Annotated in this window: 11 protein-coding genes; 6 read left to right on the top strand and 5 right to left on the bottom strand. The window is 64.4% G+C overall.

The window, feature by feature from the left end:
- Nucleotides 1–6: 6 nt before the first annotated feature.
- Nucleotides 7–1,098 carry a glycosyltransferase gene (locus AK81_RS08265; RefSeq protein ID WP_043198176.1) on the top strand — a complete coding sequence of 364 codons (1,092 nt, stop codon included), beginning with the start codon at nucleotides 7–9 and terminating at the stop codon, nucleotides 1,096–1,098.
- A 3-nt stretch (nucleotides 1,099–1,101) separates the two neighbouring features.
- Here AK81_RS08265 and AK81_RS08260 read toward each other — a convergent pair whose 3' ends face one another.
- On the bottom strand, nucleotides 1,102–1,707 hold the full coding sequence (locus AK81_RS08260; protein WP_043198175.1) for a toluene tolerance protein: 606 nt from the start codon (nucleotides 1,705–1,707) through the stop codon (nucleotides 1,102–1,104).
- Nucleotides 1,708–1,808: 101 nt separating this feature from the next.
- Here AK81_RS08260 and AK81_RS08255 point away from each other — a divergent pair, with 101 nt between their 5' ends.
- From AK81_RS08255 to hldE, 3 genes are all read left to right on the top strand, one after another.
- Nucleotides 1,809–2,984: an O-antigen ligase family protein gene (locus AK81_RS08255; RefSeq protein ID WP_043198174.1), complete on the top strand. Its 1,176-nt coding sequence runs from the start codon at nucleotides 1,809–1,811 to the stop codon at nucleotides 2,982–2,984.
- 15 nt (nucleotides 2,985–2,999) lie between these two features.
- Entirely contained in the window at nucleotides 3,000–4,808 is a 1,809-nt protein-coding gene (gene msbA, locus AK81_RS08250; RefSeq protein ID WP_043198173.1) for a lipid A export permease/ATP-binding protein MsbA, read from the top strand.
- Between the two features lie 130 nt (nucleotides 4,809–4,938).
- Nucleotides 4,939–6,360 carry a bifunctional D-glycero-beta-D-manno-heptose-7-phosphate kinase/D-glycero-beta-D-manno-heptose 1-phosphate adenylyltransferase HldE gene (hldE, locus tag AK81_RS08245; RefSeq protein WP_043198172.1) on the top strand — a complete coding sequence of 474 codons (1,422 nt, stop codon included), beginning with the start codon at nucleotides 4,939–4,941 and terminating at the stop codon, nucleotides 6,358–6,360.
- A 129-nt stretch (nucleotides 6,361–6,489) separates the two neighbouring features.
- On the opposite strand, the gene AK81_RS08240 is transcribed toward hldE, so the two are convergent.
- From AK81_RS08240 to AK81_RS08225, 4 genes are all read right to left on the bottom strand, one after another.
- Nucleotides 6,490–7,458 carry a hypothetical protein gene (locus tag AK81_RS08240; RefSeq protein ID WP_043198171.1) on the bottom strand — a complete coding sequence of 323 codons (969 nt, stop codon included), beginning with the start codon at nucleotides 7,456–7,458 and terminating at the stop codon, nucleotides 6,490–6,492.
- Nucleotides 7,459–7,510: 52 nt separating this feature from the next.
- Nucleotides 7,511–8,323, bottom strand: a complete 813-nt coding sequence (locus AK81_RS08235; RefSeq protein WP_043198170.1) for an aldo/keto reductase — start codon at nucleotides 8,321–8,323, stop codon at nucleotides 7,511–7,513.
- Complete coding sequence (locus tag AK81_RS08230) at nucleotides 8,320–9,495, bottom strand: NAD(P)/FAD-dependent oxidoreductase (protein ID WP_043198169.1); 1,176 nt, start codon at nucleotides 9,493–9,495, stop codon at nucleotides 8,320–8,322. Before AK81_RS08230 ends, AK81_RS08235 begins: the two co-directional genes overlap by 4 nt.
- Nucleotides 9,496–9,660: 165 nt before the next feature.
- A complete protein-coding gene (locus AK81_RS08225; RefSeq protein WP_008095055.1) occupies nucleotides 9,661–9,993 on the bottom strand; it encodes a DMT family transporter in 333 nt (110 codons plus the stop codon).
- Between the two features lie 87 nt (nucleotides 9,994–10,080).
- Here AK81_RS08225 and AK81_RS08220 point away from each other — a divergent pair, with 87 nt between their 5' ends.
- The gene (locus AK81_RS08220; RefSeq protein WP_043198168.1) at nucleotides 10,081–10,971 is read left to right on the top strand and encodes a LysR family transcriptional regulator; all 891 of its coding nucleotides are present in this window, start codon (nucleotides 10,081–10,083) and stop codon (nucleotides 10,969–10,971) included.
- An 11-nt stretch (nucleotides 10,972–10,982) separates the two neighbouring features.
- Nucleotides 10,983–12,254, top strand: a complete 1,272-nt coding sequence (gene waaA, locus AK81_RS08215) for a lipid IV(A) 3-deoxy-D-manno-octulosonic acid transferase (protein ID WP_043198166.1) — start codon at nucleotides 10,983–10,985, stop codon at nucleotides 12,252–12,254.
- Nucleotides 12,255–12,375: the final 121 nt, after the last annotated feature.

Here is a 12,375-nt window from a genome sequence, read left to right as displayed (position 1 = left end):
GGGCCCATGAACATCGTCAATATGATGTGGGCGGGTGGAACGCCGTACATGTCCATCCACAAGGTGCATCGGCAAGTGTTGTCGCACGCCGGTACAGATGCACGAATCAGTAACTGGTTACTGCTGGGTAGCGGGCTGTGCTGTGGGCTCGGTTCGACCCGGGAGTGGCACATGCCACCCCGTGCGTTGAAAGGGCGGCACCTGTGGCGCCTGCTGCGGCCGTGGTTGCGCATGCGTTTGCGCAAGGCGCTGACCGAGGCCAAGGCAGAAATCGTGTTGCTCGATGGTATTGGCGTTGCGCGGCTTGTGCTACCGCTGCTGCAGAACATTCCTCAGGTGCGGGCCAAGGTTCTGTTCCATGGCAAGACGCGCCTGAACAGCAGCGATATTCGCCTGTTGCGTATGCTGCCGGCCGAGCGCCTGAGCATCGCGGCAGTGTCGCATACGCTGGCTGAATCGCTGGAGCATGACCTGGGCAGGCCGGTGCAGACGCTGCGCATGGCGCTCGACCCGCTGGCGTTCGCCGAGCCGTTGCTGAGCCGGGACAAGGCCAGGCAGGCGCTGCAGTTGCCTCAGACCGACGGGGTGATGCTGGGCGCGGTAGGGCGGTTGGTAGAGAGCAAAGGCTTCGAAATGCTGATCGAGGCATTCGCCAAGGCCAGTGCACGGCAACCGGGCCTGCAACTGGCGATCATTGGTGAGGGGCCGCAGCATGCCGTGCTGCAGGAGCGTGTCGACGCGCTGGGCCTGGCTGGGCGCGTTCATCTGCGCGGTCACCGCGAAGACCTGCAGCAGCTGTATCGGGCATTCGACTGGCTGTTGGTGCCTTCGCGCTCAGAAGGCCTGGGGCTGGTGGTGCAAGAGGCAGTGATGGCCGATGTACCGGTGGTGTGCAGTGACCTGCAGGTGTTCCGTGAGCAGTTGCGCGACACGGGTGGCTACCTGCCCGTTGCCGACGAGAGCGCCTGGGCTGAGGCGATCGAGCGCTGCACAGCCCTCAGCGCCCCGGCGGTAGCCGCGAGGCAGCGTCAGGCGCTGGCGCCGGAGCAAGCCTGGCAGGCCTTCTGCAACGGCTCGCAGAGCCTGCTGCGCAACTGACGGTCAGCGCGCCAGCAGGGCTGCCTCGAAGGCGGCGAGGGGGAACCGGTCGCCCAGGTTCTCCCGCTCGATATAGCGCACCATGTGCTGCACATTGCGCCGAATCATGCGGGCCGACAGCGGCGGGCGCAGGAAGCGCATGTCGGCCACGTCGATCAGGCCGAGGTGCTGGTCAGGTGTAACCACGACATTGCCCAGGTGCAACGAGCGGAAGTAAACCCCGCTGCGGTGCAGCTGGCGGACCAGCTGGATCAGTTGTGGCAGGTAAGTGTCCCAGCTGAAGCCTTCCTCGCGCGACATTTGCAGCAAGGTGCGCCCGGGTAGCGGGCGATACAGCACGGCAGTGCGGCCTGGCAGGTCGAGCTTGTGCTGGCTGATCACTTCGAGCGTGGGGATGCCCAGTTGCGCCAGGCGCGCGGCGTTATCGACGAAGCGCTGCGAGTAAGGACGCAGCAGTGCAGATGAAATCAGCCGCTTCCTACGAAAAACCTTGAGGAAATTACCATCCGCGAGCAGGTAGACTTTGGCGCCATGGCTGTCTGCCTCAAGCACCTGTGCGCCTTGTGTCAGCTGATCGAAGTCGACCTGGGTGAGCCGGGAGCATTGCATGAATAGAGCCTTGTCGTCTGGCGAGCAAAATGACCGGCAATAATGCCGAAAATAATGCGGTAGCACCATGGATGGTGTCTTTGATTCATCGGGGGAAAAGGATGTTGTATCAAAAAAGCTGGGCGCGGGCCTGGTTGGGGTTGGGTCTGGTCTGGTTCCTGGCGGCGATTGCCTTGGCACCAAGCAACAAGATTTATCAGCAAGGCCTGGTGTTGTTCCTGTGGCTGCCGACGTTGGTGCTGGGATGGTCCGCCCGCGAGGTGCTGGTGCAAGCCTGGAAGCGACAGCCGGCTCTGTGGTTGAGCTTGCTGCTGCTGTTGGCCTGGAGTGGCCTTAGCCTGGCCTGGTCGGCCGCAGAGGACTCGGGGCGCGAGATCAAGCGCCTGCTCTACATTCTGGTGTTCCTGCTGGCGTTTCCGCTGCTGGCCCAGCTTGGCCTGGCGAGGATTCGGCAGCTGCTGCTGGTCGGTAGTGGCCTGCTGGCCATCGCTGCACTGGTCTCGATCATCAACTTCTATGGTTTGCAGGGTAAGTCGTTGCTGGCTCGCCTGGCCGGCATTGGCGAGATATCACACCCCATCCTGGGTGCTTATGTAGTGGGCTCGGCCGTGCTCTTCCTGCTTTACGAGCCGCCTCGCCAGCGTGGCCTGCAGCTGTTGTGGTTGGCGGCACTGGTGTGCCTGGGGGCGTTTGCCATGCTCAGCCAGAGCCGAGGCGCGCTCCTGGCCCTGGTGCTCACCGTCATCATGGCGCCGCTGTGGTTCCGTGACCGCCACAGCCGGGTGTTTTCCATCCTGGCAGTCATTGCTACCGGCCTTGCTTTCTATGCGGTGTACGACCTGATCGCCAAGCGCGGCTCTTCCTACCGGCCGGAAATTTTCCATGCCGTCGTCGACATGATTGCCGCGCACCCCTGGACCGGCCTGGGCCTGGGGGCTGCCTACGACGTAAGTGCGGTGGGCAAGCACTTCGACCACACCCACAACATGTTCACCCATGTTGCCGTGGAGATGGGCCTGCCGGGCATGCTGCTGTGGGTCATGGTGTGGTTGTTCACCCTGGGCGAAATCATCCGCGCGCGCGGCACGCTGTTCGGCAAGGTCCTGCTGGGCTTCTGGGTGTATTCGACCCTGGCCATGCAGTTCGATGCCGCCAGCCTCACCGGTACCCCACGTGCCGAATGGTTCATCAGTTGGTTGCCTGTCGGCCTTGCCATGATGCTGCCATGGGGGCGTGCCGAAAATGACGCCTGTGGTAAAATTTCTGGTTCAACCTGAACAGCGAGCTCGATAATGGCCGAAACACCGCGACCGGCGGAGCACACCTCCAGCCTGAAGATCTACTTCCGGCTGTTGAGCTATGTGAAACCCTATGCCGGCATTTTCCTGCTGAGCATTGTCGGTTTCGTGATCTTTGCCTCGACCCAGCCGATGCTGGCCGGCATCCTCAAGTACTTTGTCGATGGGCTGAGCAACCCCGAAGCGGTGTTGTTCCCCAACGTCCCCTACCTTCGCGACCTGCAATTGCTGCAGGCGGTGCCGCTGCTGATCATCCTGATCGCCGCGTGGCAGGGCCTGGGGTCGTTCCTTGGCAACTATTTCCTGGCCAAGGTTTCCCTGTGCCTGGTGCACGACCTGCGCGTGGAGTTGTTCAACAAGCTGCTGGTACTGCCCAACCGCTACTTCGACAACCACAACTCCGGGCACCTGATTTCGCGTATCACCTTCAACGTGACCATGGTCACCGGTGCTGCCACCGATGCAATCAAGGTGGTCATCCGCGAAGGCCTGACCGTGGTGTTCCTGTTCGCCTACCTGCTGTGGATGAACTGGCACCTCACCTTGGTCATGGTTGCCATCTTGCCGGTGATTGCGGTGATGGTCAGCATTGCCAGCAAGAAATTCCGCAAGCAGAGCAAGAAGATTCAGGTGGCCATGGGTGACGTCACCCACGTCGCCTCGGAAACCATCCAGGGTTACCGCGTGGTGCGCAGCTTCGGCGGCGAGGCCTACGAGGAGCAGCGTTTCAGCAGGGCCAGCCAGAGCAATACCGACAAGCAGTTGCGCATGACCAAGACCGGCTCGCTGTACACGCCGATGCTGCAGCTGGTGATCTACAGCGCCATGGCCGCGCTGATGTTCCTGGTGCTGTTCCTGCGCGGTGAGTCTACCGCCGGTGACCTGGTGGCCTACATTACCGCTGCCGGCTTGCTGCCCAAGCCGATTCGCCAGTTGTCGGAAGTCAGCTCGACCATCCAGAAGGGCCTGGCGGGTGCAGAAAGCATCTTCGAGCAACTGGACGAAGAGCCTGAACTGGACACCGGTACTGTCGAGAAAGACCGCGTGGAAGGGCGCCTGGAAGTGCGCAACCTGAGCTTCACCTACCCGGGTACCGAGCGTGAAGTGCTGAGCGACATCAGCTTTGTCGCCGAGCCTGGGCAGATGATCGCCCTGGTCGGCCGCTCTGGCAGCGGCAAGTCGACCCTGGCGTCGCTGATCCCGCGCTTCTATCACCATGACCAGGGGCAGATCCTGCTCGATGGCGTGGAGATCGAGGACTACCGCCTGCGCAACCTGCGCCGCCACGTTTCGCAGGTGACCCAGCACGTCACCCTGTTCAACGACACCGTGGCCAACAACATCGCCTATGGCGATCTGGCGGGCGCCCCGCGGGCAGACATCGAAGCCGCTGCGGCCGACGCCTATGCCAAGGAGTTCGTCGACCGCTTGCCGAAGGGCTTCGACACCGACGTGGGTGAAAACGGCGTGCTGCTCTCCGGCGGCCAGCGCCAGCGCCTGGCGATTGCCCGGGCACTGCTGAAGAACGCGCCGCTGCTGATTCTCGACGAGGCCACCTCGGCCCTGGATACCGAATCCGAGCGGCACATCCAGGCTGCCCTGGACCACGTCATGCAAGGCCGCACCACGCTGGTGATCGCCCACCGCCTGTCGACCATCGAGAAGGCCGACCAGATCCTGGTCATGGACCAGGGCCGTCTGGTGGAGCGCGGCACCCACGCCGAGCTGCTCGCGGCGAATGGCCATTATGCCCGCCTGCATGCCATGGGCCTCGATGAGCCGGTCAAGGCCGATATCACCTGAGTCCTCCCTGATCGGGGCCGTAACGGCCCCGATTGTCACGGGAATTTTCCGGGGGCGATCTGGCCATAAAGCCGTCGTCTACCCTGTGCTAATATCCTGCCCCTGTTCATTATTTCCATATGGGTTGCCCATGAAGTTGTCCATGCCGCGTTTCGATCAAGCCCCGGTTCTGGTGGTCGGCGATGTCATGCTCGACCGCTACTGGCATGGCGGTACTTCGCGTATCTCGCCTGAAGCGCCAGTCCCGGTGGTCAAGGTCGATCAGATCGAGGATCGCCCCGGCGGCGCGGCCAACGTTGCCTTGAACATCGCTGCCCTGGGCGCGCCGGCTTCGCTGATCGGTGTTACTGGCCAGGACGAGGCCGCCGACAGCCTGGCTAACAGCCTGCAGGCTGCGGGGGTGCGCTCGGTGTTCCAGCGCATTGCGCACCAGCCGACCATCGTCAAGCTGCGGGTCATGAGCCGTCACCAGCAGCTGCTGCGTATCGATTTCGAAGAGCCGTTCGCTACCGACCCGCTGTCGCTGGGTGCCGAGGTCGACAGCCTGCTCGAAGGCGTCAAGGTGCTGGTCTTGTCCGACTACGGCAAGGGCGCACTGAAGAATCACCAAAGCCTGATTCAGGCGGCGCGGGCCAAGGGCATTCCGGTGCTGGCCGACCCCAAGGGCAAGGATTTTTCCATCTACCGCGGCGCCAGCCTGATCACCCCGAACCTCAGCGAGTTCGAGACCATCGTTGGCCGTTGCGCCGATGAGGCCGAGCTGGTCGCCAAAGGCTTGCAGCTGCTGCAGGACCTGGACCTGGGCGCCGTGCTGGTCACCCGTGGCGAGCATGGCATGACCCTGCTGCGCGTTGGCCAGCCGGCGCTGCACCTGCCGGCACGGGCGCGTGAAGTGTTCGATGTGACCGGTGCCGGTGATACCGTCATCTCCACCCTCGCGGCGGCCATTGCGGCTGGCGAGGACCTGCCCCACGCGGTGGCCCTGGCCAACCTGGCGGCCGGCATCGTGGTCGGCAAGCTGGGTACGGCTGCGATCAGTGCCCCCGAACTGCGCCGGGCGATCCAGCGTGAGGAAGGCTCCGAGCGCGGCGTGCTGGGCCTGGAGCAACTGCTGCTGGCCATCGATGATGCGCGGGCGCACAAAGAGAAGATCGTCTTCACCAATGGCTGCTTCGACATCCTGCATGCCGGGCATGTCACCTACCTGGAACAGGCGCGGGCCCAGGGCGATCGCCTGATCGTCGCGGTCAACGACGACGCTTCGGTCAGCCGCCTGAAAGGGCCTGGCCGGCCGATCAACAGCGTCGACCGCCGTATGGCCGTACTGGCCGGTTTGGGCGCGGTGGACTGGGTGATCAGCTTCCCTGAAGGCACCCCGGAAAACCTGCTGAGCCAGGTCAAGCCGGATGTGCTGGTCAAGGGTGGCGACTATGGCATCGACCAGGTGGTGGGCGCAGACATCGTCAAGGCGTATGGCGGCACTGTGAAGGTGCTGGGGCTGGTCGAGAACAGCTCGACCACGGCGATTGTCGAGAAGATTCGCAAGAACTGATACAGCCGGGGCCGCTTTGCGGCCCTTCGCGGGCATGCCCGCTCCCACAAGTACGGCGCAATCTTCAAGGCTGCACCATCCCTGTGGGAGCGGGCGTGCCCGCGAAGCGGCGCACCGCGGCGCCAGTCATTATTTATGTAGAGAAGTGCGCGCCCGCTCCAGCAGCGCCCGCGCCTTGTCGCCAAAGCGCTGCAGGTGCGATGCACGCGCCGGCTTGCTCTCCACCAACCCCTGCTGCTTCACCCAGTCCTTCCAGCGCACCCGCTCGTCCGTCACTACCCAGCCTTCCTGCCGGGCAAAACTCTCGGCCAGGTACAACCCGCGTGTGCTAGCCGGCACCAGCTCATCCTTCTTCAGCGTATACAGCTCCGCCAGCGGGTGGCCGTCCTTCAACGGCATCAGGTACAGGTCTGGCCTTTTGCGGTTGAGCCGCGCTACCAGCTGGCCGCCCTCCAGCCGCTCATCGACGTGGAACAGGCTGAGTTTCTTGGCTTCACGAGGCACCTGCAGGCGCATGTCGTAGATCAGCTGCAGCGAGGCGGTGGGCAAGTGCACATAGGCCCGTGGCCGTTCCAGCAGCATCAGGTTGCCGCAATGCACGGGCCGGGCGGCGCCGGACTCCGGGGTCAGCAGGAAGTGCGGGGTTTCGCGATAGTGCAGGGCAGCGGCGTACGGCACAGGCAGCCAGGTATCGTTGAAGCGCCCGCCCAACCAGCCTTCCGGGGTTTCCAGCAGGCATTCCTCAGCCACTTCCTGAACAGCCGTGTGCAACGGCAGGTTCAGCTCCTGCGCGGGTACATACCCGGAAATCAGTTTCAACACCACATCGCCCCGGTCTTGCCGACGCTGACGTACCAACACCCAGTAGTCACGGTTTTGCCAATGCAGGGTAAGGCGCACCGACACGCCCAGGTTGGCCAGTTCGACCACGAAGCGCTGCGTGTTGGGCAGCTGGATAGCCTTGCGCCGCTGTTGGGTCTGGGCAAAGTTCAGCGGCATGCCGATGCTCTGGTAGATCAGGCCTTCGGGTGTGGCTTCGACATGCAGTGGCAGTGTCTTGAAGTTGCTCGGGTTCTTGCGGATCAGCGTTCGCGCCACGAGGCTCCTCCTTGCGTCGGGTCATTCTCCTGGCCCTTGGGCCAGGGGCAACTCATTGCTGGCCCAGGATGCGGGCGACGGTGGCCACGTTGTGGGCCAGGTGCAGCGGATTGATGGTGCCGACGATAGCACTGCTGACGCCAGGGTGGGCGAACAGCAGTTCAAAGCTTGCCTGCACCGGGTCAACGCCCGGGGCCAGGCAGACATGCCCGCTGGCCAGGGCCTTCTTTACCAGGATGGCCTTGCCGTGTTCGGCAGCGTAGTCCAGCACCGGTCGTTCTGCCTGCTCGTTGAGGTTGTAGGTGACCATGGCGCAGTCGCCTTGCTCCAGTGCTTTCAGGCCGCCGGCCACGGTCTTGCCGGACAGGCCGAAGCCGAGGATCTTGCCCTCCTGCTTGAGCTCCGCCAAGGTCTGGTAGACCTCCTGCTGTTCGAGGATCGCCAGGTCGTTGCCATCAGAATGCACCAGCACCAGTTCGATGCGGTCGGTTTCCAGGCGGCGCAGGCTGCGTTCCACCGACCGGCGGGTGTGGGCGGCGCTGAAGTCGAAGTGCGACAGGCCGTTGTCGAATTCTTCGCCGACCTTGCTGACGATCACCCACTCATCGCGTTGGCCGCGCAACAGCGGGCCCAGGCGTTCTTCACTGCGGCCATAGGCGGGGGCGGTGTCGATCAGGTTGATGCCCAGCTCGCGGGCCTGGGCCAGCAGCATGCGGGCTTCGTCATCGCCGGGGATGGTGAAACCGGTGGGGTACTTCACACCCTGGTCGCGGCCCAGCTTGACCGTGCCCAAGCCTAAGGGGGACACCTTGAAGCCAGTGCTGCCCAGTGGGCGGTGGAAATCGTGCAGGGTTGGCAGGGTCATGGCAGCAGTTGCTCCCAGGCCGGCACGCCCAGCGGCGGGCGTGGCAGGCCGGCCAGATCGGCTTGTGCCTGCGGGCGGATGCCGTCGCGCTCCAGGTGGGCGATGACCCGGTCGCTGAAGTCTGGCGCTAAAGCCAGCTTGGTCGGCCAGCCCACCATCAGGCGTTGCTGGTCGGCAAGGAAGGCGTTGTCCGGGCGTACCAGGCCCGATTGCGCAGGTTCGGCGCGGTCGACGCGCAGGGTGGCCCAGCGCACCAGGCTCTGGTCAACCCACGGCAGCAGGTTGGCGATTTCCTTCTGTGCCGCAGCAATCTGCGCTGCAGGTTCGCGCGCTACGCCATCGGCTTCCGCCAGATCGCCGCCGAGGTACCACACCCACTGGCCATCGGCTGCCGGGTGGGTGGTCACCGTAACCCGTGGCTTGGGCCCGCCACCTAGGCAGTGGGCGTACAGAGGTTTGAGGTTCGGGCCCTTGGCCATGACCATGTGCAGCGGGCGGGTTTGCATGGCTGGCTGGTCCAGGCCCAGCGCCTGCAGCAACCCTTCGGTGCCGGCACCGGCGCTCAACACGATGCGTTGGGCACGGATTTCCCGGCCGTCCACGCGCAGGCCGACCAGCGCATCACCTTCACGCAACGGTTCGATTCGCTCACCTGCCAGCAGGGAGTCGCCGGCCAGCTCGGCCAGGTTGGCCAGCAGGCTCGGGACATCGATCACCAGTTCCGCCAAGCGATAGACCTTACCCTTGAAGGCGCGGTCCTGCAGCGCGGGCGGCAGCTGGTCGCCTTTGACCTGGTCGACCCGGCCGCGCACGGCCTTGCTGGCGAAGAAACTGGTGAGGTTGCCGGCCAGGGTACCCGGCGACCACAGGTAATGGGCATCGGAGAGCAGGCGGGTACGCCCGAGGTCGAGTTCGCCGTCGCCAGCCAAGGCCTCGCGCCAGCGGCGCGGCATGTCGGCGATGGCTTCCGAGGCGCCGGTAAGGGCACCGTGCAGGGCGTACTTGGTGCCGCCGTGGATAATGCCCTGCGACTTGATGGTCTGCTCGCCGCCAAGGCTGGCGCGTTCCACCAGCACTGTCGAGTAGCCCTGACGGCGCAGGCGGGCATTGAGCCAGAGGCCTGCGACCCCGGCGCCGACGATCAGCACGTCAGTGGAAATGGCAGATGGCATGGCGGTACCTCGAAGACTGGGACAGCTGGCAAGTATACAGGGTCGGGCATGCATGGGCTTTGCGATCCTGGGGCTGCTGCGCAGCCCATCGCGACACAAGGCCGCTCCTACAGGGACCGCGCAGATTCCGCGGCCGGCGCCGCCCCAGGGTCTATCGGGCAAACATCAATGCCCGGCTGTCTTGGAGAACAGCTGAATCACCACCACCCCGCCCACGATCATGGCCATGCCGAGCATCGCCGGCACATCCAGCTTCTGCCCGTAGATCACCAGCGCCGCCACGCTGATCAGCACAATCCCCAGCCCCGACCAGATGGCATAGGCGATCCCCACCGGAATGCTGCGCACTACCAGGGTCAGCATCCAGAACGCAATGCCGTAGCCGACCACCATCAGCAGCAGTGGCAACGGCGTGCTCAGGCCTTTCACCGCTTTCATGGAGGCAGTGGCGATGACTTCGGCGCAGATGGCGATGGCGAGATAGGTATAGGCATTCATGGCGGGATCCTCTGGTAACTGGTCGGGCATTCTAGACCTTGCCCAGATGCGGTAAAGTCATTACCTATCAGATATGGGGATAGGTTGATGGCTGAGCAATGGAATCTGGAGCAGTTGCGTATTTTTCTGCGCGTCGCCGAATTGCGCTCCTTTTCTGCCGTGGCCCGCGAACAACGCAAGGCGCAATCGGCCATCAGCAATGCCATCGCCCTGCTGGAAGCAGACCTGGGTGTCACGTTGTTCGAGCGCAGCAGTGGCCGGCAGCCGAAGCTGACCGAAAATGGCAGCGCGTTGCTGGAAGATGCCCGCGAACTGTTGCGCCAGTGCGAACACCTGGATGGTCGTGCCCTGGCGCTCATGCGCGGGCAGGAGGCTTTGCTGCGGGTTGCCCAGGACGAAGCCATGCCTTATCAGCCGGTGATCGACAGCCTCGACGAACTGGCCAGCCGCTATCCGTTCCTGGAGGTTCAGTTGGCCAGCGGTGCCCAGGGCGATGTGGCGCGCAAGCTGGTGGAGCGGCGCGCCGACCTGGGCCTGTTCTTCCACCACGAAAGCATCCCGGCATCGCTGGAGCGGCGGGCGCTGGGCAGTGTGGAGATGGTCACGGTATGCGCGGTCGGCCACCCGCTGGCGGGCGAAGGCCGGGTCACCCGCCAGCAACTGGCGCGCCACCGGCAATTGCTCATCACCCCACAGCAAAGTGGTTACCCCGGCGGCGAAGCGATCAGCCCGCAGGTCTGGCGTGCCGACAGCTTCTACGCCATGGCTGAGCTGTTGATGCGCGGCCTGGGCTGGGCCTGGTTGCCGCGGCACGTGGTGCAGTACCCGACCTACCAGGCGCACATGGTCGAGCTCGATAGCGAATGGCGCCCGCCGGCGCTGGTGGCGGAACTGGCCTGGCGCCGTGATGCGCCCCTGGGGCCGGCCGCGCAGTGGCTGGCCGAGCGCTTTGCGGTGCACCTGCGCGCGATCGGGTAAACTCCGCCGCCATGAACAGAACACTCTATACCTTGCTGTTTCACCTGGGCCTGCCGCTGGTTGCGCTGCGCCTGTACCTGCGCGCACGCAAGGCGCCGGCCTATGGGCAACGCATCGGCGAGCGCTTTGCTTTCAAGCTGCCGGCCATGCGCCAGGGCGGCCTCTGGGTGCACGCGGTGTCGGTGGGCGAGAGCATTGCTGCCGCACCCATGGTGCGGGCCTTGCTCAAGGCCTACCCGGAATTGCCGATCACGCTGACCTGCATGACGCCGACCGGTTCAGAGCGTATTCGCGCCATGTTCGCCGACGAACCGCGCGTGCAGCATTGCTACCTGCCCTACGACCTGCCGTGGGCGGCCGGGCGTTTTCTCGACCATGTGCAGCCGAAGCTGGGCATCATCATGGAAACCGAGCTGTGGCCCAACCACATCCACCAGTGCGCCAAACGCGGTATTCCGGTGGCGCTGGCCAACGCGCGATTGTCCGAGCGCTCGGCACGCGGCTACGGGCGCTTTGCCAAGCTGACTCGGCCGATGCTGGCGGAAATGAACCTGATCGCCGTGCAGACCGAAACCGAAGCGCAACGCTTCCTCGACCTGGGTGCGCGCCCTGAGTGCGTGCAGGTCACCGGCTCGATCAAGTTCGACCTGAAGGTCGATGAGCAACTGCTGCCGCGTGCCAAGGCATTGCGTGAGCAGTGGGGGGCGCAGCAGCGCCCGGTGTGGATTGCCGCCAGTACCCACGAAGGTGAAGATGCGCTGATTCTGCAGGCTCATCGGCAGTTGTTGCAGGTGCATGGCGATGCCTTGCTGATCCTGGTGCCGCGCCATCCCGAGCGCTTCAACGCTGTGCATGCGCTGTGCAGCGAGCAATTCACCACCGTGCGCCGTTCTGCCGGTACGCCGGTCGAGGCGCAAACCCGGGTGTTGCTTGGCGATACCATGGGTGAGTTGCTGTTCCTGTATGCCCTGGCCGACATTGCCTTCGTCGGTGGCAGCCTGGTGCCGACCGGTGGGCACAACCCGTTGGAGCCAGCCGCGCTGGCCTTGCCGGTGCTCATGGGGCCGCATGTGTTCAACTTCCTTGAAATCAGCGCGATGTTGCGTGAGGCAGGGGCGTTGCAGCAGGTGGACGATGCCGACGGGCTGGCCGAAGCGGTGCGGCGGCTGGTCGAGTTGCCGCAGGATGCGCAGCGCATGGGCGAGGCGGGCAGGGCGGTGATGCGGGCCAATCAGGGCGCGTTGCAGCGCTTGCTCGATGGCTTGGGCGCACTGGTCCGCTGATCTGTGCAGCGGTGCGGTCCTGTAGGAGCGGCCTTGTGTCGCGAAAGGGCCGCAAAGCGGCCCCGGCAATCTTGCGGGGATGCGAAGATCCCGGGGGCGCTTCGCACCCCTTTCGCGACAC

This window comes from Pseudomonas putida W15Oct28, from assembly GCF_000708715.2.
Classification (GTDB): domain Bacteria; phylum Pseudomonadota; class Gammaproteobacteria; order Pseudomonadales; family Pseudomonadaceae; genus Aquipseudomonas; species Aquipseudomonas putida_R.
This window is presented reverse-complemented; position numbering and strand designations above follow the sequence as displayed.

Excerpts from the sequence above, each read along its gene's own strand:
- AK81_RS08265 (WP_043198176.1), top strand. The coding sequence starts at position 7 with ATGAACATCGTCAATATGATGTGGGCGGGTGGAACGCCGTACATGTCC.
- AK81_RS08260 (WP_043198175.1), bottom strand. The coding sequence starts at position 1,707 with ATGCAATGCTCCCGGCTCACCCAGGTCGACTTCGATCAGCTGACACAA.
- AK81_RS08255 (WP_043198174.1), top strand. The coding sequence starts at position 1,809 with ATGTTGTATCAAAAAAGCTGGGCGCGGGCCTGGTTGGGGTTGGGTCTG.
- msbA (WP_043198173.1), top strand. The coding sequence starts at position 3,000 with ATGGCCGAAACACCGCGACCGGCGGAGCACACCTCCAGCCTGAAGATC.
- hldE (WP_043198172.1), top strand. The coding sequence starts at position 4,939 with ATGAAGTTGTCCATGCCGCGTTTCGATCAAGCCCCGGTTCTGGTGGTC.
- AK81_RS08235 (WP_043198170.1), bottom strand. The coding sequence starts at position 8,323 with ATGACCCTGCCAACCCTGCACGATTTCCACCGCCCACTGGGCAGCACT.
- AK81_RS08230 (WP_043198169.1), bottom strand. The coding sequence starts at position 9,495 with ATGCCATCTGCCATTTCCACTGACGTGCTGATCGTCGGCGCCGGGGTC.
- AK81_RS08225 (WP_008095055.1), bottom strand. The coding sequence starts at position 9,993 with ATGAATGCCTATACCTATCTCGCCATCGCCATCTGCGCCGAAGTCATC.
- AK81_RS08220 (WP_043198168.1), top strand. The coding sequence starts at position 10,081 with ATGGCTGAGCAATGGAATCTGGAGCAGTTGCGTATTTTTCTGCGCGTC.
- waaA (WP_043198166.1), top strand. The coding sequence starts at position 10,983 with ATGAACAGAACACTCTATACCTTGCTGTTTCACCTGGGCCTGCCGCTG.